This window comes from Bradyrhizobium sp. SMVTL-02 (assembly GCF_051853005.1).
Classification (GTDB): Bacteria; Pseudomonadota; Alphaproteobacteria; order Rhizobiales; family Xanthobacteraceae; genus Bradyrhizobium.
This window is the reverse complement of sequence record NZ_CP182469.1, coordinates 1,373,081-1,392,042: the sequence shown is the minus strand read 5'-3', so window position 1 is coordinate 1,392,042 and position 18,962 is coordinate 1,373,081. Positions and strand designations below refer to the sequence as shown.

Below are 18,962 nucleotides of genomic sequence, written 5' to 3'. Positions count from 1 at the left end.
CTTAGCTGCTTGCGACTGAGCGAAACTTGGGCAGCTCTGACAGCCCAGGAATTGGTCCGTCGATTGTTGCTCCATGACTGCGGTCTGACCAAAGCGATCGAATTCGTGGCAGCTAGATACATGCATTGGTTATCCTGCGAAAATGGAAGTCACGCGATGCAAATCAGTCCGCAGCAACACGGCGTTGGCATGTCTATTGTTATCGTGAGGTCGGCGTCTCAGCCGGTCCGACGGATCGCATCGGGCAGGTATGGAATGCAAATGCCAAAGCGCGAGGACACTTCTTATCGGACATTGTCGCTGGAAGGTCGTCGTTCTGGCTGACAAGTCCTCCATTGATAAGAATGGCTAAGTCAATCTGGCATTGCTGTTGGTTCTGGACAGCCGCTCGGTCTGTCCGAGGATATGAGGTTGAATCATGAGTAGCGATCTAAACCATTTGCCTGCGGTATGCTTTCTTCTGGGTCTTCCCCGCTCAGGGACGACGCTGCTGGCGCATTTGCTTCAGCGGCACCCGGACATTATTGCTCCGCCAGAACCCTGGCTGATGTTGGCACTTGAGGCATTTGGTCGGGTCGACCACCGTCACCCCTGCGGGACGTCGCTGGTTCAGGCCGCAACCTCGGAATTCTTGGGTCGAATAGATCGAACGAGCGTTACGCGCGCTTTTGCCGATACAGCTTACGGGCAATATTTGGCAGCTACCGGCAAGCGCACCCTGATAGACAAGACGCCGCGCTATTGGACGGTGCTCGACTTTTTGGATTCCCTCTATCCAGAGGCGCCGCGGATCGTTCTGATGCGCAATCCTTACGCCATTGCCGCCTCACTGAAATCGACGTGGAGCGTTCCGCTTTTGGCAGCTAGCTCCCCATCCGCGATCGCATCTTGTCTCGCCGATATCGTGCTGAGTCGACCTACGCCCGCGATCGCGTCTTCTCTCGCTGATCTTGTTCTGGGTTTGCCCGCGCTTGCGGCGTACCGTAGTCGCCTTCAGATGCAAGTGGTGCAGTACGAAGTTCTTGTGGCGCATCCTGATGAGGAAATCAGGCGCGTGGTTGCTGGCCTTGGACTCACCCCGATGGATATGTCATCGGCACCATTGGAGCAAACGGACTATCTCCGGTCTAGCACTTTCGGAGATCGAAAGATTCTAGAGAAAAAGACTATTGACGATCGCTCAGTCCGGGCCTGGCAAACCGAATTGAGCGTCGAAGAGATGCAGGTCGTGACTGATCTGGTTGGCGCTCAGCTTTTGATAGAGCTCGGTTATGAGCAGGACCTTCGGTTTGCAGAACAGGCTGGCGTAGTAGATAAGGGTCCGGAAGTCACCGAAGGCTATCGTCAGCTATTTCGAAGCTGCTGGGATTTCCTGGAAGGTAAGACAGTAGGATCGTTTGACATTGCAGCTAGCGACGCCGAGCTAAACAGTATTAGCCCGCAAGCTGGGCAGTCCTCCTCGTTGGCTTTCGGCCCCTCGATCTTTCTGCAGGCGCAACGTCTGGCCGAATCCAAGAAAGAGGAGAACTTGCGGGTTGCAAATTCAATCGCAGCGCAGCTGACCGAGGCGCTTACGGCTTCGAAGGCCGCGCGGGATACGCTGCCCGGTGGCCATTCGTAACGACTGAACTGCGCGATGATGCTGCGAGGCAAGATCGTGCGACTTGGCAGAACTCTTCATTTCAGAAGCTGCTTCGAGCCACAGCCACCTTGACATGCGCAACCAATATGAAAGTGGAAAACTGCAATTGCGGGATATGAGGCACGACTGGCCGCGTTATCCGGCACAGGTGAGAACGATTGCCAAGTTGCTCTCGGCAAGATCTGATGATCTCGGCCCACCCATGCCGCCACCCTTAAACCGTCGCGGCACACTTGAAACGGCCAACTTTCAGGGAGCCGCAGCGGCAGCGCCATCCAGCATCCGAAGACTTGGCGTCGGCTGACTTACACAAGACCGAATTAGCCAGCCTGGCGTCAGAGTGGAGTTTCGCAACCTCAGTCTAGATGCACGCTCCGGCGTGGCGACAGCCAGCCGACGTTTCTGTGGCGATCCCAAGACTTAGGTCGCAGTCAAGTCACGTTGGCTCAAGAGGTGCTTTCGAAGGTCGATGATTTTCGGGTCCCTCTTTTATTCCTTGCGAGATGAAGGACGGAGCAATGCGCGATAACCACCGCGCATCAGTGCCAAACCGGCCTTAAGCAGGCGGATAATTCGGCCACGCAGCGGGTGGGTTTTCCAGGCCTGCTCAGAGATGCGTCTTGGACCAAATAGTACCTCGGCGATGGCACGGTAGGAGGCGCCATCCATGTGCCCATCGAGGGCGCGCAGGCTCAGAGCCAATCGCTTACGTCGTTGCGCCGATAAGAGAGCAATCGGAGGTCCTGGCGGGCGGTCATTGATCGCACGCAACAATCGAAGCGTAGCGCGGGCGCGGATTTCGTAGTCCGAGTCCTGTGTCGGCTGTTCGATTGAATAGACGGCACCTGAGCGTGGGGCCTGCTTCAGCCGCAGGTGATGTCGGGTTCCGTGAATGCGCAATACAGCATGCCAACCGTCAGCGGCCTGTCGGATGCTGCCCGATGAAAGATCGGCAAGGTCAAACCTAACGGCAACGCCATGTAGATCGGAAACGCTTTCAATGAGCAATACCACGGCTGGGAGAGCCTCCGGCGCCCAGAAGATGGTCTGCTCGTGAAAAGACCGCTGCGGGTCATGAGCGAAAGCAGAGGCCCCATCTCCTCCGGAATTCAGGAGTCACTTGCCCGTGTTTTGAGAGCGCGTCTCGGTAGTCAGCTTGATATTCGGGATTGCGACGGAGGCTTTCCCACGCGAAATCGGACATCTCGCCGGCTGTAACGCTCTGATACGATTCCGGTGAGCGCCAGTCGAATTTAGACACTGCTGTGATCTCCCGCCAAAGAAAATTGCGGCGCAGTGTTTATAAATCCGTGGGTTGTTGCGGAAGTCCTTAATTGTGCATCACCCGTGATGCACGCAGGCGATCACCCCATCGCTGGGAGAGATCTTTTCCATAGGCGCAGTCCAAACGACATATTTTTTCTATTTGGGATCGTCGGGGCGGAGCAAGTGACGGTAACCGCACTTAGCCATCCATTTTGCGCGTGCCAAATGGCTGTCGAATGCATTGCGAGCGCGCTCGGGTTCGCGCTCGGGATCAAGGTGCAACACGATCCGGGAAACTTCTTTCCAGTCGGCGCCATCGGCCTGGGCATCGAGAAGTCGCCAATACGTCACCAGATGCTGCTCGTCATAGGACGTCAACGCCGCATCTGTGGGCGCCAAGTCCGCGACATCGGGTGAAAGCGGTGTTTGCATGAGGATCCCGCAAAGAATGAGAACAAGCGTGCGCGTGGCGACTCAAGGCTCGCGGCTTGCTCGTTGCAAGCCGCACTTTAGGCCTATTCCCCGGTCCGAACCTGAGAATACACATTATAGGAGATAAACCTCAGAGTATGTAAAGACGCAACTTGCGCAGATGGACATGCGCAAGTTGGTGGGTCGGAATTTCCTCAAACTGCGGAAGCGGAAAGGCTTCACGCAGGAGAAATTCGCCGAGGCTTCCGGCTTTACTCAACAATACATCAGCGGGTTGGAGACTGGTCGGCGCAATCCGACTGTGGTGACGCTGTTCGAGCTCGCAGACGTCCTAGGGGTCAGCCACGTCGATCTTGTCTTGCCTGATGAAGAATTTTGCAAACCGCGTCCCAAGTCAGGGAAGCGAAAGTCATAGGAATGAGGTCGATTCGGAGGGATCGCACCTCGGTGATGCGGTGATGCCTACTGCCGGCCTTATAGAGTGTCGCGCCCGATTGGATCGGACGGGGCATTGGCGGAGCTAGGCTTAGGCAGTGTGGACACTTATCGCATCCACAAGACGATGACAGCGAGAGTGACGACGGCGTGGTTATCACCGATGGCGCTGGGCATCCGGTCCTAGCCTACTCTTCCTCACTCCGTACCCTTTGCGTGGTGATGCTCAACAATTGCAATCGATTGGGGTTTCTGTAACGATTGGCGAGGTTTTCGAACAACTCGCCGATCTGCTGCTGTGGAACAGCAAATTCTCCATAGTTAGGATCGAACAGCGTGACCATTCCGTCCGACGCTGACGTCGCAACCAAGTGTCTTTCGCGTCCTCCACCCCGCTCGAAACACAAGCTGAGCGAATACGCTCTTCCATCGGCGGTGATTTTCCTCGCCAATTCCGAGAAGCTCGCTGCATTGCCAAATGTGTATGTGTTCCCTGTCTCAGACGGACGCAAGCCAGCGTCCCTCAACACGGTGGCCCTTGCACGAAAACCCGCCTCAGACCTTTCTATCTCCTCGTCCCGCAAAGATCGCACAAGGCCCTCATAGTTTCGCTGGCACACAGCCGCTGAACGGTGCCCGTCGGAGCCGGGTAGCAGCGCAGTCATTCGGGATCTCGGGCTGTTCGGGAGATTGCTGAGCCATCCTGCAGTGAGTCCAACACAGATGTTAGTTCTGTTCGCGCCCTGCAATTCGGCCGTCATGTGTTGGGACAGGGAGATGCTCATCCTAGGTGGAGAGGATGTGCCGGGATTGGCTGGATCCGAGGCATCTGCCTTACTGGTGCAGCACCCCATTCTTTCGGGCAGACTAGCAAGAGCTTTATCAAACCTGTCACTGTGCGCCGACTTGCTTAGCTCATCAGTTTGGCCAGAGAGTGTTGATGAGTGGCTGATTCGGTTGAGCATGTCGATTTACCTTGGTAAGGCTGTGTTGCTCCCTCGTTGCAAAGGTACTTAGTCAAGCTGACGGCAAGCTGTCTCGCCCGTGTTGCCCAACTGCGAGAACAAGCTTTGGAGCGCCGCTACCGACGCGGAGGCAACCGCAAACGTACAGCAGGATCTCGTTCATCCAGTTCTCCCTTTCCCCGTGCTCTCGTTCAACGTGAAGGGAGTGAACTGGTGCATGGTGATAGCTCGCACCGAGTTCGTGCAGCCTGTGATGTGCAAGCCCTAGGCGGTCTGGACTCTAAGGATTCCCATTTGAGAGCAAATCAGATTCAAAGCGTTCTTTTTGGGAGGCGGCCTTAGGTGTGATGGATTTTTTGGTGGTGGAGCGACGCGGCCTGGGAGTGAATGGCGCCGCTGATCGCAGGCCGGTCGGACCAGAAGGGCTCGACGCGGCGGGACAACCGGACGTTGATGGAAGGTGTGCTTTGGATCGTGCGTACGCGCTCTGCCTAGCTGATCTTCCGGAATGGAACAGCGTATTGCGGCGCTTCAGCCGATGGAGCATCAAGGGTGTTTGGTGGCGGATCTTCGAGGCGATGTCCGATGATCCAGACCTGGAATATTTGATCGTCGATTCCACCATCGCCCGAGCGCATCTGCACGCCGCCGGGACGCAAAAAAGGGACTCTGAAGATCAGGCGCTTGGCCGCTCGCGCGGTGGACTGCGCACGCGCAACTTCGACGCGCCCGTTCCCGATTCTTGGTCGCAACCAGCCAAGAACGGGCCTGGAGCCACGAATGATGCATCACGTGATGCACGTAGGCGATCACGCATCAACGAGAGAAATTCTTTTCCTCAGGCCCGATCCACACGATAGATTTTCCTACTTGGGGGCGCTAATGCGGAGCAAGTGGCCGTAGCCGTGCTCGGCTATCCATTTTGCGCGAGCCAAATGCCCGTCGTATGCATCCCGAGCGCGGACGGGCTCGCAATCAGGATCGAGATGCAACACGATCCGCACAACGTCTTTCCAGTCGGCGCCATCGGCCTCAGCATCGAGGAGACGCCAATACGTCACCAGATGCTGCTCGTCATAACTCGTCAGCACCGACGCATTCGGCACGACGTCCGCGATTTGTGGATCCAGCTCCAGCTTTTTCATGTAAGCCCACGCGCCGAGTTCGCTATCTGTATTTAACGAACTTAGTGCAATAGGATGGCTATAGCCAGTAGTTTGATGGCCTGCCAAATGGCTGCTTTAGCGCATGAAAGCTCGTGCGCTTGTGGCCTGGAATGTGCGCCGGATTCGCGTGGATCTCGGTATTCCGCAGGAGCAATTGGCTTACGATGCGGGGATTGATCGCTCATATATGGGCGGCCTTGAGCGACAAGCAGAGAATCCAACCATCGATCTTCTCGACAGGCTCGCCAAAAGACTTGGTGTTCATCTTTCTGAGTTCTTCGTCCAGCCGCCCAAAGGGGCGGCCCCTCCTAAGACGTTGCGCAAAGGTCGGAAGCCGACGCGTTCACGTTACAAGAAGAAGTGACGAGCGCTCGCACCGGGTTCGCTCGGCGTCAAGAGAGCCCCGCCCGATGAGATCGGGCGGGGCGTCGGCGGAGCGAGGTTACTCGCCGGTCTTGCGCGGCCGAGACCAGAGGAGCGTGTAGCCTTCGCCGGCTTCATCGTCGAATAGGTTGGCGTAAATCGGCGCGTTGAACGAGGGGTCGTCGAGCTTGAGCGAGAGATAGTCGCGGCCTTCCTCGGAGCGCTTCGACCAGGCTGCCCCGATTTCCGCCCGGCCCACATAGACGCGGTGGCTGGGAGCGTTCTCGTTTGAGCGGTTGGCCTCGGGGACGATGCGGACGCCTCTGGCCTGCAGACTCAGCGTGACGATCTCGCCCTGGAAGTCATTGCCGACCTTTTTGAAAGTTCCGATGCTAGCCATGTCACTTCTCCTTGAGTTGTTTCGAGCCCCGCGACCACCGCGGCCTCGATGGCGATCTGACGGCCGAAGACGATCGGCGACGCACCCGTTTTTTCGCGGGCCGGAGCGTTAAGCGGAGGACGCCGGCGGGGAGACTTTCTTGCCTCGCGAGGAATGGGCGTAGCCCAGGGGAAGAAAGTCTCAACCGGCGGCGTTGCGGCTCAGACGATCGAGGCGCAGCCGGTCTTCGGCCAGATCAAGCCAACGAGGCGAGGTGCGTCCGAGCGCTGAACACAGACTTAAGCGGAAGGAGACGTGGCAGAGGCCGCTTTGCAGCACAAGAAGGGCCGCGGTTTCGAGTAGAGAAAGAAAAAGCCTGCGGGAAACGGCGACATTGTCGCAGAGTAACCTCCCCGACCGAGCCTCTCCCATTTCCCCCGACTGGGCCGAAGGAGGCCGGCACAGCTCTAGACTAGCGCATGGAAGACCGCCGCCTTTCGAGAGCTTTATCGATGAGAGAGTGGCATCCCGGAAAAGGAAACAAGCCTAGACATCGCGGCAGAGGCTATTTCTCACGTCCCTCGACCGTCGGAGCCGGTGGAGACAGACTGCTCGCCTCGCGCATTCGGCGATTGGGCGAGCCGCACTTCGTTCTGTGACACTATGACACGTTCGCTCACGGTTGACGCGACAAGTGCAAATCGAAAAGCAAGATTTTGGCGTCGGAGAGAATGGCGCCGATCTTCATTAGCTCGATGACATTGCGGGCGTTTAGCGTTGAGTTCCTTCAATAATGGCAGCCGTCGGACTAGCCCGGCGACTGAGCCTACCCATCGACGGCCCCAGCGCTCAATCTTGCTGTGGCGTGGTTGAACGCTCGTACGCCCTGACACCGTTTCTTGAAAATAGCGAATCCAGCGTGCTCACCAGAGCAGGTAGTGTCTTGATCCGTCGTCAATGCTGTACCATCAGTTAGTAACTCGCACTGTAAGCTCGGATACGAACCGTCACGAGAGGACCAAGGTGCGGTAATGACCAGCGTCGTTGACCCCTTGCAAATTTCGCGCTTCCCACGGGCGTATGATGATGCAGCTGTCCAGAAAGGCATCCAGCTTTCGATAGGATTCGATTTTCATGAGTATGTCTCGATTACACGGACTCTTGCAGCAAAGAAGCCGACATATTCAAATTTCCGGCCAGATCGCTCGCCGACCAAATCAGGTGAGGGATAATGATGCTAGCTGTCGACAAAAACAATGATGTCGCGCGCGTGGACGCTGCTCGACAAAATGATCTTTCACCAGCAACTCTGCAGAACATCTTCGATCACTGAAGAGTGTTCTGCGCTGACCCGACCATCCATGCACATCCTCAGGACCGTTGTACTTGCATGGCACCGAGGGCAAAGAAGATCGCGGTGGACACATCTGCTCGATCCACGAGAAACGTCGGCGCGCCGAGACAATTTGCCGAAAGGCAAAGCGCCAACAGAGAGGGCTTAAGCGGGTAGTCGTCGGTCAACTCCAGAAACGCAACAAAATCTACGAGAATCATGTGAACGACTCAGTTTCGAACATGGCGGAAGCTGCGCGCGTTGGGCAGAAGTCTAAGAACAGCTTTGCCCGCGCGCGGTTGGTTTTCCCGGACGGCACGTCGCGAGTGACCGTCGATCGGGATCCGGTCCCATTCTACGTCGAGCGCGGAATGGGCAGCTATCTGTTCGATGTCGATGGCCGTCGATTTCTCGATCTCGGCGGAAATTTCACAACGCTGATTCATGGTCACGCCTTTGCCCCTGTCGTGGAGGCGCTAACCCGCCAACTCCAGCGCGGCAGCTGCTTCGCAAATCCGACAGAGAGTGAGATCGAGCTCGCAGCACTACTTTGCGGCCGGATTCCGCGGGTTGATCGTGTCCGCTTCGTCAACTCGGGGACTGAAGCCGTGTTGTTTGCCATAAAGGCTGCGCGGGCCTTCACCGGACGTTCGAAAATCGCGAAGCTCGAGGGCGCCTATCATGGCGCCTGCGATTGGGCCGAGGTAAGCTTGGCGGCGACGCCAGAAAATTGGGGTGATCCTACCGCACCCTTATCTACGCCCTACTATCGTGGGATGCCGACAAGCGTACTCAACGAAGTGGTCGTGCTCCGTTTCAACGATGTTGAAGGCGTACACCGGCTGTTGTCATTGGATGCGCATAGGCTCGCTGCCGTCCTTTTGGATCCAATGCCTAGCCGTGGAGGGCTAATTGCGCCGAAGCCTGAATTTATTGCTGCAGTTCAGGAAATTGCCGGTAAGAATGGCATTCTGGTCATTGCCGACGAAGTCCTGAATCTCAGGCAAGGTTTCCGAGGGGCTTCCGCCCGCTATGGCCTTGTTCCGGACCTCCTCACAATGGGCAAGATTATCGGCGGCGGTTTGCCAATTGGGGCAGTTGGCGGTCGCGAGGACGTGATGAAGGTATTCGACGCCTCAGCCGGCCCGCCACTGCTTCCGCAAGGCGGGACATTTTCCGCCAATCCCCTATCGATGACGGCGGGACTCGCCGCAATGCGGCATTTAGATCATGCGGCTTTTGCACATCTTGAGACGCTTGGAAACATTCTCCGAGACGGGATTGGTCGGGCGATCTCAACCCGGCACGTACCGCTGTGCGTGACTGGAGCCGCCTCGCTCTTTCGTATCCATCCGATGACGCATATCCCGAGTGACTATCGTGAGGCATATCCCGCACCAGGCGCAGCAGCTTTAATGAAGCAGCTCTCGCGTTTTTTCGCGGAAAACGGCATCATCCTGCCGCATGCCGCTGCCGCTTCGATCTCGACACCAATGACTCGCTCCGACGCCGAATTCATCATCGATGTGTTCGCAGGCTTTCTCGACAGCCATCAAGAGATGCTGGACGCCATAGAGGCGAGCAGGTGACTGGAACAACCGTTGCGCAAAACGTTGCTGCCGTTGCTGCGCTTTTCAGCTAGGCAAGTTCGCAATCATAGATTCGCGTCGCTGTGCCAATGGAGGCAAACAGCGACGGAGTTTCCAGTGGCGGTTCAGCAACTTGCTCCCCTGATATTGAGCGGTGATGAGCGTGCCGAACTGAGATCGCTGACGATGCGGCGGAAGACGGCGCAGGCTCTGAGAACCCGAATTGTGCTGACCTGTGCGGAGGATGGTCCGAACATGGAAGTGGCGGCCAAACTGGGGCTGGACCTGCAGACCGTGGGCAAGTCGCGGCGGCGGTTATGAAGCAGGCAGCGATCACTGCATCATCACGAACTGGTTCGCATCCCAATAGCGGCCGTAAAAAAAGGCAGCGCTGAACGGGATCTTTGATCTGCTCGCGCTACCTGGCGAGTTGCTGAGCTCCTCTCGCATGACGAGACCGTTCTCGCGAACGCAGACGCCGATAAGATCATCGCTTTCAACTCGTTTGAGCCAAGGTCAAATCGAATAACAACACTCTCCGCGTCCAGCCGGAGTGCGATCGCACCTACGAAACTGCGCCGTGTGCAGTCCGCTAAAGCGCGAGGAGATTGGGATGAATCGTCATCGCACTTTAGGTTCTTGTTTGAGCATGATCTTCTTCGGAAAACCGCTCCTACACTTTTGCGGATCATGCTCTAGCTCGTTGTCGGGGATACACCCCTCCCTCTTCGTCAGGGCCGGGCCGCCTTGCGCGCCGATAACGGCCTGCTTGCGAAGAGGACGCCCGTCTGCAGGGCGCAAGATTCCAACCCACGGCGTCTTCCCGGAATTGGAAGCTTCGGTGCTTCTGATGTTCTTGGCGCATCCGAGAGAATGCCGTTCGTCAGCTAATTGTCAGCCAGGCGGTCTATCTAAATTGGCTTGGCATTCTCGCCTGTATCGGAGTTGGAATATGACGGGCATTGACCGACCTGGCAAATCGCACGTTGAGGCTAGTGGAGCCGACAGCACGTGGGGATCGAGCGGTTCGCGTTCGGAATCTAGTCTCGCTCCTGCGGAAGGCAGCCCATTGTTCGATTCCGTCGTGGAGCGGATGCGCTCTGGGCCTCAAGATAGAGCGGCGGTGGTCGCAAGCCAGCTGCAAACTTCGGATATGGCGGGCCCCATTCCTTGGACGGGCGACGAGATCAAGGCAGCGAAGCGCCAAATGGACAGCCTGCTGGCAGAACTTGATACTTGCCGCGATGCGGCCGTGCAGCCGGCGCCGAACGCGTTGGTGGCACAAGAGCTGATTGACCAGCTCATCAAGGCAGGCTCAAACGTTCTGGAATACTACGCGAGCCTGCCCCAGCATGAGGCGCGTAGCATTCTGTCCGACGATAAGGCTCGCCGTCTCCGCGACGAGGTGCTCTATGCGGGGGACCAATGCAACAAACTAGCGACCCCGACCATCTACGCCCTGGAGCAGAGCAGGAAGAGTGCGGCCGCTGTGCTTGATCGGATGGTCCAATCGAACGCTCCCTTCGACCAGCTGAGCCGAGCGATCTCCAGCGTAGCAAACCGTTATGCAGCATGTATGGAGTGGTGGGGAAAGAAGGCGTTGCGCTTGGAAAGGATGCAGTCCGTATGCACCGCCGCTTACAACTTACCAAGTACAACGGTTGAGATGCGGCAAGCCGAAGAGGCCGATCTGCGGCTGCACACCGGCTGGGCACTGAATATGAAGTGCCTGCATCTGCAATCGCAGATCGCTCTCTTGCGAATCACGATTGAGCCGCAGATGAGCACATTCGAGCCAGCCACGAGGGAAACCCTCATGGATGAGAACGGGCGGGTACGTCTGCTAGGAACGTTCATCGATGACGTTTTCCCGGCATTCAACTCTACGAGCGAGGCTGTTCTAAACAGCAAAGGGCGTGCACTCGACGCAGCGCACTGCGCCGTCTTGGAAGGAGTTATGGAGCGCCTTTCGGAATTAGGGCTGGCATGGCACAACATCGTTGCAAAACTAAGCGATACTGGGACAGCCAAGCTCCCATTGGAACTGTCAGGCCAGATAGTGGAAGGTGCGTGGGTCACTGCGCAGGAGGTCATGCGCTTCCTGTCACTGCAGCCGATAGCGTCAGCGGTCATGGTGCCGCCGTCCGACCCTCGGGCTGCGCGACCCGCCAGCACTATCGGCGAGGCCGTAGTCGCCGAAGGCGCTAGAGCGCGGAGGAAGGTGAAAGGCAAGAGCACGCGGTCCGCTGGCGGCTCGGCGCCTGGGCAGACCCAGGCGCATGTCGCTACGGCAGACAACGCCGCGGCGCCAGCAGCCAAAGTTGTTGTGCTCTCGGACTTCGGTACGAAGAGGCTCGTGACCGCGCAGGAGGCGCATGCGAGGACGTCATCGTCGGCGACGGCGCATTTGGCGATCTGGCAGGCCCCGCCGTCGATGGAAGCACTGACGGGGCTCCTCAAGCGGTTGGACGAACTTTTGCAATTCGATCTGCCTGGTCAGCAAAGGGCCGCCTCGCAAGCCCGCCACATGAAGCCCGAGGACGCCGAACACGTCGTGGATACTGCGATCGGGCGCCTGAAGACCCAGGCAGCCGAGATGCAGGCCTGTGTAGACGCGTTGGAGGAGCCTCGTCGACGTGTTCTACTCACGCCTGCACAAGTGCGCGAAGTGCACGACAAAATCGTCCGGCTCAAGATGATGCGGTCCGAGGCGCAGGGGCTGGCCACGGCTTTGAACGAGCGAAAGGACACGATGACGCTCGATTGCATGAAGACGTATGCCTTTCCCTCGCAGAACTACCTTGAACAGTTGCGCGCGGCCGAGGAGTTGGCGCCTGCCGATCTACCGCGCGCGTTAAAGGGCGAGCCAGGGGTGCTGTTTGAGGTCAAGCTGCAACCCAAGGCGCTGCGCAATGGTGCAATGCCGAGCCCGATGTGGGTGCACATCCATACGAAGCGGCCGGTACATGTGTGGCAGTTGACGACGCTGGATGACGCCGGCTTCGCCGCTTGCCACGTCAAGTCCAATGAACAACGCGGCTACAATCAGCAGTGGCAGAACGCCCGGGCTGCGACGGGTCGCGAAAACGTCGTGGTTCACCGTGGCAAGCTTACGCCTGCATTCTGTAAGTCCTTGTTGGCCACAGTGCATAGTGACATCCCACGCTATCGGCTTGCCGAGGTGGACCAACTGTCGACGCAGGCCGCTCGACTTGGGATCTAGGGGCCATTAGCGGTAGAGTGCCGAGTGGCGACATCATTGGTCAGTCCCAGGAAATCCGGAGCCAGCGGGCCGTAATCAGGGTCGTGGGCCTACAGCAGCCCGTAGCCTGAAAGCTTCCGAGACGAAGTACTTTCGCTCTTCCCCGAACGCATGGCCGGTTCTCGCGGTCAGCTCCAAAACCAGCTTCAACGCCAGTACCGAGGCCAAGCGGCCGATAACAATTGCCGGAATCGACCAATCACTTCTATGGCGCTTTTTGCACTGCCGCCGACAGCTCGCGCGTGGCTTCGTCCGGTCTAGCCGGAGCCGATCGAAATCAAGGAAACGGCCGTCGCGCGTGCCTTGCTGTTGTGCCGAAGGGCCTATACCGCCCGAGAAGATCGGGCGGAACGCTGGTCGAGCGAGGCTTATTCGCGGCTCTTATGTAGCCCCGAGGCCTGTACCGGGGGAATGACGCTAATTGGGCGTTCGATCAGGCGTGTCGATGGTTAGAAAGCCGCTCGCCGCGCGCGACACGCAGGTGCAGACTTTGCTGTTCATCGCTCGCTCTTCACTGCTGAAGAACACGTCACGATGATCGACTTCAGCTGACGCCTCCAGGATCGGCAGCACGCAAAGACCGCATTCTCCACGCCGGCAACCAAAGATCATGTCGACGCCGGCATCTTCAAGCGCCTCCAGCATGGAGCGATGGGCAGGGACGTCAATTTCCAGGCCCAATCGGGGAACCCTGATCTTGAATGCGGTGTCCGCGAAGCCGCCGGTATTGCCGAACGTTTCGTAGCGGAGGTGCGCCGCGGGCCTGCCCGCTTGGCTCCAAAGCTGTTTGGCCACCTCCAACATGCCGAACGGGCCACACACATAGAGCTCACCACGCGCATCTAGTTGGGTGATCTCGCGGCCGATATCGATCCGCTGACCCTCTTCACTGACGAAAAGCTGAAGTCGATCCCCGATGTAAGTGGCAAGCTCGTCCGCGAACGCGAGGTCGCGACGGCTGCGCGCTGCATAGAGCAAGCGAAAATTCGCCCCCGCTTGCTTCAGTGCCAACGCCATCGTGTAGATGGGCGTGATGCCGATGCCGCCGGCCAGCAGCAGATAGTCCGGCCGACCGTAGCTCAATTCGAAGCTATTTTTTGGCTCGAAAATCGTGAGCCGTTCGCCCGCCTTGAGGCGCCACATGCCGATAGACCCGCCCCGACTCGACGCGAGGCGCTTGACGGCGATGCGGTAGAGGCCGTCCGCACAAGGTCCTACCAATGAATAGCTACGAAGCTGCGGCCGCCCATCGGTCGGCATGAGGACGTCAATGTGACTGCCAGGCGCTACCTTGGCCAACGGGCGGTCCGGCTCGATCTCGAAAAGACGGACGTCAGGAGTGAGATCGCGCGTGGCGCGAAGGCATGCACTAATCGGTTCTGTCGGCTGGGCCAAGACGTTCACTCACTGGGCCGCAACGTTAGCAATCACGGGGGCCTGCTCGTCAGCCATCATCCGGTCGATCAGCCGCCGTGCCCAGAGCGCGCCCGCATCGATGTTGAGATCGTAAAAGGGAGAACGCGGGTTCTTGTCGATAGCAGCCTGCTGCGCCTCCAACACTCGGTGATCCTGATCGTAGACCCCTGCCCCGCCATTGACGTGGGCGAGCTGGAGCTCGCTCGTCAGCTGGGCATCATCCTTGCGATAATTCCGGACGAAGTTCCAGAAGTAGTGGCAGGTCGTCTCCGTTTCGGGCGAGATCGCCGCTAAGAACGCGCCGCTAACCCCCTGCGAGCGGTCGCCTTGCGGCGCGCCTGTATTTGTCAGCGCCACGCCCACGTCGCCGACGACGATCGAAGGCGCCTGGAACGTTACGATCTGCCAGCGATCAACACGGCCCGGGCGCGCAAGCTGGCGGCCCCAGAAGGGGGGCGGATCGATGTCGATCATCCAGCGCGTCATTGTCGCTGTGTTATCGGTGTGGGTCACATCGAAGGGCGCGGCCGTGATCGCCTCGTCGCCGATGCTGCCGGCATGCACATAGGTCTCGTGCGTGAGGTCCATCAGGTTGTCCACAACCAGGCGATAGTCGCATTTCAGCTGATAGAACGTGCCGCCGTCCCCGACCCATTCTGTGCCGTCGTTCCAATGAAAATCTGGAATTTTGGCGGGGTCCGCCAGCGCTGGATCGCCGGGCCACAGCCAGACCAGACGATGCCGCTCAGCCACTGGATAGGCACGCACGCAGGCTGACGGATTGATCGTTTTCTGCGCCGGCATGTAGGAGCAGCGGCCGGCCGAATTGAACACCAGCCCGTGATAGCCACACATAACGTCGTCGCCCTTGAGATGCCCGAGCGATAGCGGCAGCAGGCGGTGCCAACAGGCATCCTCCAAAGCCGCGACAAGGCCATCAGTGCGGCGGTAAAGCACGACGTTCTTGCCGCAAATTGTGCGGGCGGACAGCTCGCGGGCGATCTCATGTGACCATGCAGCCGCGTACCAGGCATTCAGCGGAAAGGGTTTTGGTGCGTTCATGGGCTCTCCATGGTTGAGGCGATGGTCGCGGGCCTGCCGCTTTAACTCCCATTTTCGAGCAGATTGCGTTGGCAATAGTGATCGGACAATCGGACAGAGTTGATAAGCGTTATCTACTCTTTCGATAGGGTGGTTTGATTTTGCGAGGAGGGACTTAAGGCGATGGCAAAGGATTGGGATCCACTTGCGATTGATTTTGCTGCGATCCGTACTTTGCGCCTGGTCTCGGAACTGGGCTCATTTTCGAAGGCCGCCGAAGTGCTCGGTACGAACCAATCGACCATTAGTTATACGATGGACCGGCTGCGCGCGGCGTTTCACGACAAGCTGTTCGTGCGACAGTATGGCGGGATCGCGCCAACGCCTCGATGTGTCGAGATCGTTGAGTGTGCCAGCCGCCTGCTTGAGGGCTTCGAGGGCCTAATGCAGCCGACGGATTTCGATCCCGCAAGCGCGTCCGGGCGAATCACGATCGCCTGCAACTATTACGAACGCTCGATCATTCTGCCGCGTACCATAGCAGAAATCAGGCGCCGGGCGCCGCGCCTGCTGCTGGAGATCAAGACGGCGCGCGCGAAAGGGATCGCGCATCTCAAACGCGGCGAAGCCGATCTTCTCATTGGCCCCTATGAGGTGCAGGAGGAGAACTTCTATCATCGCCATCTGCTGGATGACCATTATGTGTGCGTTATGCATAAGGGCCATCTGCTCGCCGGCCGGCGGTTGCGCGTCGACGACTATGTCAAGGCGAACCACGCCGTCGTCACCTATGGAGAAACCTGGCGCTCAGGCTACCTCAGAGGGCTCGATGAACGCGGCCTGTCGCTCAACCAGGTGGTCACGGTGCCGAGCATCTCCGATCTAACCCACATTCTCCCCGGCTCGGACCTGGTCTCGACGGTGCCAAGCCGCATCGCTTCGAACATCGCCAAATCCATCGTAACAACATCGTGTCCTTTCCCCGAACCGTTTCAAGTCGGCATGACCTGGACCTCCCGGACACATCATTCTGCCGCCCATCGGTGGCTGCGGCAACTTATGGCCCGGATTGCCGGCGCTCTGCCGTACAAGACCGCTCCCGCCGCGCCTTCCGGGCGCAGCCGCGGCAACGTCAATGCCCGAGTTTGAATCTCCGGGCCGCGCATGCAAGTGTCTCCTCTCCGGCTGGATTTCGCACCAACCTGCTCGTTTGTCCAACGGTCGGCACGACGGAAGCCAGTTCCTGGCGACCGTCCTACAAAGAAGGCGGTGGCATGAACTACGTCGGGTCGATTTTCCGGTGATTTGCATCGACGCGCGACATGCGCACGCGGCATTTTCTGCACGCATGAACAGAAGCGATCAGAATGGCGCGCGAGGGCTCGCCGAGCTGGTCCGTGTCGGCTCGTCAAGATCAAGAACAAGGACAACAGAGAATCCGCGCGAGTTTGTCGTGAGATCCCGCTTGGTGACTATTCGTCGAGATATCGAGGACCAGGTCCGAAAGCCTCATCAAAAAATATGCTGTTCGCACGCACGATAGGACTGCAGTCTCGCAATCTGGTCCGAGAGCTGTTGGGCGCAGATCATCAGCTTCGCGATGTGATCGAGCCGCTTCTGTCGATCCATGAGCAGATCTAAGCAAGTTCGCCAACGAAGTCCGCCAGTTGGCGAAGTCGGATGAGACGACACGTCGCCTACGGACCGTTCCTAGTGTCGGCGTGGTGATCGCCTTGACGATCTGCCGTAAGATCGATGACCCATTGCGCTTCCGACCGGCATCAAGCGTGGTCTCTCTAAGCGGTTTTTCGGAAAGCTCATGCTGAAACAACAGCCTGCGCGATGCCAACCGAATCTAAGCGCGCTTTAATCTCGCCAACTGGATACAGATGAGGCAGAAGCGCTAGTAGCCAAGCGAACGGGCGAATAGAATTGGCATGACAAAATTGGGTTGGCGGTAGCGTTCGACGCGAACGCTGAGGCGGCGGAGGCCATCGCATCGACCGTTAAAGCATGGGTCCGGAAAAAAGAAGGGTTTTCCGGAAAGATCATGGCAAACAATCTAAAAGGCGATGGCGAGGCCTAGTTCACGTGTTTTAGCAGTCCCTCGCGATGGCTGCTTCACAGCTCAAGGCCGTGATCGCCGAGCACCTGGCGCATCAGCGCGCCTTTAATCTCGCAAGCGATCTCGTCGCGGATCTTTGCTCCGAACTGCAACTCGGCATCGCTGTTTCCGGTGAGGTCATGATCGGCGAGCCGTTGCTCGAGCCGACTCTGGAAATCCTCGTCCATCGCCTCGATCAGCCGGTCCTGCATCTGTGCATGGGCTTCGGGGGCAATCCGCCTCACGACCGTCTCCCAAGGTTGCCAGCGGGTTGCTAGATAATCGGCGAAATCCGCCGCCTCCTCATTCCGCACCTGCTTCTCGGCCGCGGTGAGGTCGTGCTCAGTGACGTAGGAGACATCGAAGAACCGCATCTTCGGAGCCATCAGCCGCAGATCCAACCGCTCGCGTAGCTTGACCTGATAGGCGAGATAGACTTCGACCTCATCGACGAATTGGAGCGAGCCGGCCTTCTGACGAGCAATCCGCTCGAGTGCGCCCAGCCGGAACATGACCCGCGCCTGGTCGACGAGCTCGCCGAGACGATGGTCATAGGTCCCCTCCTCGACATCAGCGTTCAGGCGTGCGATTTGCATGCCGTTCCAGGTCAGGGTGATGCGATCTTCGCAGGTCTCGCTCGCCCCAAACGCCAGCTGGAAATACTGCTGGCGCAACCCCGGCCTGATCGCTGCTTGCCGCAAATCCTCCAATACTGTGCTTCGGAATTCCAGATGTCTGTAACTCACAGTCTCTCGCAGCCTGTTGAGGAAACGCATATATTCGCGCGCCCCTGGCTCATTGGCGAATTTCTGCAAGGCGGCGATCGCCTCCGGCTCGCCCTCCATCCTGTTCGCTGCTGCCTCCGTCAGTGGTCGTGCTGGACCACTCGCGGTTCCCTCATTCATCGAGAAGAAGACCCGCGGACCGCTATAGCCCGGGGCATTCAGGGCTGCCGCCAGATTCGTCCGCACCCCCTCGGATAGCGGGTTACCCGCCAGCTCAATCCTAGACGCAGAGCCTAGCTGGGTTAGCAGCGTCTCCGGCAGGCTTGTCAGCCCGTTGCCTTCGACCCCGAGTTGCCGGAGCCCCGCCGGAAGGGTATCAGGCAGACTGGTCAGCTGGTTGCTGCTGACGTAGAGCCGCAGCAGCCCAGCCGGGAGCGTATTGGGCAGATGGGTCAGCAGGTTGACGCTGGCGTAGAGCCGCAGGAGCCTAGGCGGGAGCGTATCAGGCAGGGCCGTTAGTAGATTGCCAGTGACGCTGAGCTGCTGGAGTCCTGCCGGGAGCGTTCGGGAAGGCTGGTCAGCCGGTTCTCGTCGGCGTTCAGATCCCAGAGCCCAGCCGGAAGAGTCGCGGGCAAATGGGTCAACTGGTTGCCGCTGACGTCGAGCTGCTGGAGGTGCGCCGGAAGGGCGGCGGGCAAGGTTGTCAGGGACAGCGATGACAAATTCAGCGGCAGCGGCGTAGAGACATAGGCGTTATGTCGCCAAGCTCGGACTCGCCTTACCGCCTCTTGCCGGTCCTCGCCCTGCCCCTGATTCACTTCGCCAGCCCAAGCATCCAGGATCT

At 58.5% G+C, this 18,962-nt stretch carries 19 protein-coding genes and 2 pseudogenes; 11 read left to right on the top strand and 10 right to left on the bottom strand.

Annotated features, from left to right (window positions below; all coding sequences use genetic code 11):
* Positions 1-418 precede the first annotated feature (418 nt).
* Both ACNJYB_RS06655 and ACNJYB_RS06650 read left to right on the top strand, forming a co-directional pair.
* Positions 419-1,621: a sulfotransferase family protein gene (locus tag ACNJYB_RS06655; protein ID WP_439373242.1), complete on the top strand. Its 1,203-nt coding sequence runs from the start codon at positions 419-421 to the stop codon at positions 1,619-1,621.
* 43 nt (positions 1,622-1,664) lie between these two features.
* Positions 1,665-1,946 (top strand): hypothetical protein, encoded by a 282-nt coding sequence (locus ACNJYB_RS06650; protein ID WP_439373241.1) that lies wholly within the window; start codon positions 1,665-1,667, stop codon positions 1,944-1,946.
* Between the two features lie 185 nt (positions 1,947-2,131).
* Here the strand turns inward: ACNJYB_RS06650 and ACNJYB_RS06645 are convergent, their stop codons facing one another.
* From ACNJYB_RS06645 to ACNJYB_RS06635, 3 genes are all read right to left on the bottom strand, one after another.
* Entirely contained in the window at positions 2,132-2,656 is a 525-nt protein-coding gene (locus ACNJYB_RS06645; protein WP_439373240.1) for a DUF2285 domain-containing protein, read from the bottom strand.
* Between the two features lie 58 nt (positions 2,657-2,714).
* Entirely contained in the window at positions 2,715-2,846 is a 132-nt protein-coding gene (locus ACNJYB_RS06640) for a transcriptional regulator domain-containing protein (protein WP_439375479.1), read from the bottom strand.
* A gap of 218 nt (positions 2,847-3,064) precedes the next feature.
* On the bottom strand, positions 3,065-3,340 hold the full coding sequence (locus tag ACNJYB_RS06635) for a DNA -binding domain-containing protein (RefSeq protein ID WP_439373239.1): 276 nt from the start codon (positions 3,338-3,340) through the stop codon (positions 3,065-3,067).
* A 160-nt stretch (positions 3,341-3,500) separates the two neighbouring features.
* Here ACNJYB_RS06635 and ACNJYB_RS06630 point away from each other — a divergent pair, with 160 nt between their 5' ends.
* The gene (locus ACNJYB_RS06630; RefSeq protein WP_439373238.1) at positions 3,501-3,755 is read left to right on the top strand and encodes a helix-turn-helix domain-containing protein; all 255 of its coding nucleotides are present in this window, start codon (positions 3,501-3,503) and stop codon (positions 3,753-3,755) included.
* Between the two features lie 208 nt (positions 3,756-3,963).
* Here ACNJYB_RS06630 and ACNJYB_RS06625 read toward each other — a convergent pair whose 3' ends face one another.
* The gene (locus ACNJYB_RS06625; protein WP_439375478.1) at positions 3,964-4,536 is read right to left on the bottom strand and encodes a YopT-type cysteine protease domain-containing protein; all 573 of its coding nucleotides are present in this window, start codon (positions 4,534-4,536) and stop codon (positions 3,964-3,966) included.
* A gap of 551 nt (positions 4,537-5,087) precedes the next feature.
* Here ACNJYB_RS06625 and ACNJYB_RS06620 point away from each other — a divergent pair.
* Positions 5,088-5,456: pseudogene (locus ACNJYB_RS06620) on the top strand (transposase); the annotation flags it as partial.
* A 150-nt stretch (positions 5,457-5,606) separates the two neighbouring features.
* Here ACNJYB_RS06620 and ACNJYB_RS06615 read toward each other — a convergent pair.
* A complete protein-coding gene (locus ACNJYB_RS06615) occupies positions 5,607-5,885 on the bottom strand; it encodes a DUF2285 domain-containing protein (protein ID WP_439373237.1) in 279 nt (92 codons plus the stop codon).
* A gap of 103 nt (positions 5,886-5,988) precedes the next feature.
* Here ACNJYB_RS06615 and ACNJYB_RS06610 point away from each other — a divergent pair, with 103 nt between their 5' ends.
* Positions 5,989-6,270 carry a helix-turn-helix domain-containing protein gene (locus tag ACNJYB_RS06610; protein ID WP_439373236.1) on the top strand — a complete coding sequence of 94 codons (282 nt, stop codon included), beginning with the start codon at positions 5,989-5,991 and terminating at the stop codon, positions 6,268-6,270.
* Positions 6,271-6,348: 78 nt separating this feature from the next.
* Here the strand turns inward: ACNJYB_RS06610 and ACNJYB_RS06605 are convergent, their stop codons facing one another.
* Together ACNJYB_RS06605 and ACNJYB_RS06600 are read right to left on the bottom strand one after the other, a co-directional pair.
* Positions 6,349-6,669: a DUF736 domain-containing protein gene (locus ACNJYB_RS06605; protein ID WP_283038081.1), complete on the bottom strand. Its 321-nt coding sequence runs from the start codon at positions 6,667-6,669 to the stop codon at positions 6,349-6,351.
* Positions 6,670-7,655: 986 nt separating this feature from the next.
* Entirely contained in the window at positions 7,656-7,784 is a 129-nt protein-coding gene (locus ACNJYB_RS06600) for a hypothetical protein (protein ID WP_439373235.1), read from the bottom strand.
* 439 nt (positions 7,785-8,223) lie between these two features.
* Here ACNJYB_RS06600 and ACNJYB_RS06595 point away from each other — a divergent pair, with 439 nt between their 5' ends.
* The 3 genes from ACNJYB_RS06595 to ACNJYB_RS06585 all read left to right on the top strand — a co-directional run bounded on the left by ACNJYB_RS06595 (position 8,224) and on the right by ACNJYB_RS06585 (position 12,793).
* A complete protein-coding gene (locus tag ACNJYB_RS06595; RefSeq protein WP_439375477.1) occupies positions 8,224-9,570 on the top strand; it encodes an aspartate aminotransferase family protein in 1,347 nt (448 codons plus the stop codon).
* Between the two features lie 117 nt (positions 9,571-9,687).
* Positions 9,688-9,891: a hypothetical protein gene (locus ACNJYB_RS06590; RefSeq protein WP_439373234.1), complete on the top strand. Its 204-nt coding sequence runs from the start codon at positions 9,688-9,690 to the stop codon at positions 9,889-9,891.
* A gap of 631 nt (positions 9,892-10,522) precedes the next feature.
* Positions 10,523-12,793 carry a hypothetical protein gene (locus ACNJYB_RS06585; RefSeq protein ID WP_439373233.1) on the top strand — a complete coding sequence of 757 codons (2,271 nt, stop codon included), beginning with the start codon at positions 10,523-10,525 and terminating at the stop codon, positions 12,791-12,793.
* 456 nt (positions 12,794-13,249) lie between these two features.
* Here the strand turns inward: ACNJYB_RS06585 and ACNJYB_RS06580 are convergent, their stop codons facing one another.
* Together ACNJYB_RS06580 and ACNJYB_RS06575 are read right to left on the bottom strand one after the other, a co-directional pair.
* Entirely contained in the window at positions 13,250-14,227 is a 978-nt protein-coding gene (locus tag ACNJYB_RS06580) for a PDR/VanB family oxidoreductase (RefSeq protein ID WP_439373232.1), read from the bottom strand.
* Between the two features lie 9 nt (positions 14,228-14,236).
* Positions 14,237-15,310, bottom strand: a complete 1,074-nt coding sequence (locus tag ACNJYB_RS06575) for an aromatic ring-hydroxylating dioxygenase subunit alpha (protein WP_439373231.1) — start codon at positions 15,308-15,310, stop codon at positions 14,237-14,239.
* A gap of 162 nt (positions 15,311-15,472) precedes the next feature.
* On the opposite strand from ACNJYB_RS06575, the gene ACNJYB_RS06570 reads away from it, so the two are divergent.
* The 3 genes and pseudogenes from ACNJYB_RS06570 to ACNJYB_RS06560 all read left to right on the top strand — a co-directional run bounded on the left by ACNJYB_RS06570 (position 15,473) and on the right by ACNJYB_RS06560 (position 17,375).
* Positions 15,473-16,438, top strand: a complete 966-nt coding sequence (locus ACNJYB_RS06570) for a LysR family transcriptional regulator (RefSeq protein ID WP_439373230.1) — start codon at positions 15,473-15,475, stop codon at positions 16,436-16,438.
* Between the two features lie 121 nt (positions 16,439-16,559).
* Positions 16,560-17,100 (top strand): annotated as a pseudogene (locus tag ACNJYB_RS06565) (IS110 family transposase); the annotation flags it as partial.
* A 140-nt stretch (positions 17,101-17,240) separates the two neighbouring features.
* Positions 17,241-17,375, top strand: coding sequence for a hypothetical protein (locus ACNJYB_RS06560; RefSeq protein ID WP_439373229.1), 135 nt, complete (start codon positions 17,241-17,243; stop codon positions 17,373-17,375).
* 35 nt (positions 17,376-17,410) lie between these two features.
* Here the strand turns inward: ACNJYB_RS06560 and ACNJYB_RS06555 are convergent, their stop codons facing one another.
* Positions 17,411-18,238, bottom strand: coding sequence for an NEL domain-containing protein (locus ACNJYB_RS06555; protein WP_439373228.1), 828 nt, complete (start codon positions 18,236-18,238; stop codon positions 17,411-17,413).
* Between the last annotated feature and the right edge of the window lie 724 nt (positions 18,239-18,962).

Bases quoted from the DNA above. Each gene is read 5' to 3' on its own strand.
- ACNJYB_RS06630 (WP_439373238.1), top strand. From the start codon at position 3,501: ATGGACATGCGCAAGTTGGTGGGTCGGAATTTCCTCAAACTGCGGAAG.
- ACNJYB_RS06595 (WP_439375477.1), top strand. From the start codon at position 8,224: ATGGCGGAAGCTGCGCGCGTTGGGCAGAAGTCTAAGAACAGCTTTGCC.
- ACNJYB_RS06635 (WP_439373239.1), bottom strand. From the start codon at position 3,340: ATGCAAACACCGCTTTCACCCGATGTCGCGGACTTGGCGCCCACAGAT.
- ACNJYB_RS06600 (WP_439373235.1), bottom strand. From the start codon at position 7,784: ATGAAAATCGAATCCTATCGAAAGCTGGATGCCTTTCTGGACAGCTGC.
- ACNJYB_RS06655 (WP_439373242.1), top strand. From the start codon at position 419: ATGAGTAGCGATCTAAACCATTTGCCTGCGGTATGCTTTCTTCTGGGT.
- ACNJYB_RS06615 (WP_439373237.1), bottom strand. From the start codon at position 5,885: ATGAAAAAGCTGGAGCTGGATCCACAAATCGCGGACGTCGTGCCGAAT.
- ACNJYB_RS06570 (WP_439373230.1), top strand. From the start codon at position 15,473: ATGGCAAAGGATTGGGATCCACTTGCGATTGATTTTGCTGCGATCCGT.
- ACNJYB_RS06640 (WP_439375479.1), bottom strand. From the start codon at position 2,846: ATGTCCGATTTCGCGTGGGAAAGCCTCCGTCGCAATCCCGAATATCAA.
- ACNJYB_RS06585 (WP_439373233.1), top strand. From the start codon at position 10,523: ATGACGGGCATTGACCGACCTGGCAAATCGCACGTTGAGGCTAGTGGA.
- ACNJYB_RS06555 (WP_439373228.1), bottom strand. From the start codon at position 18,238: ATGGAGGGCGAGCCGGAGGCGATCGCCGCCTTGCAGAAATTCGCCAAT.
- ACNJYB_RS06610 (WP_439373236.1), top strand. From the start codon at position 5,989: ATGAAAGCTCGTGCGCTTGTGGCCTGGAATGTGCGCCGGATTCGCGTG.
- ACNJYB_RS06625 (WP_439375478.1), bottom strand. From the start codon at position 4,536: ATGACGGCCGAATTGCAGGGCGCGAACAGAACTAACATCTGTGTTGGA.
- ACNJYB_RS06605 (WP_283038081.1), bottom strand. From the start codon at position 6,669: ATGGCTAGCATCGGAACTTTCAAAAAGGTCGGCAATGACTTCCAGGGC.
- ACNJYB_RS06575 (WP_439373231.1), bottom strand. From the start codon at position 15,310: ATGAACGCACCAAAACCCTTTCCGCTGAATGCCTGGTACGCGGCTGCA.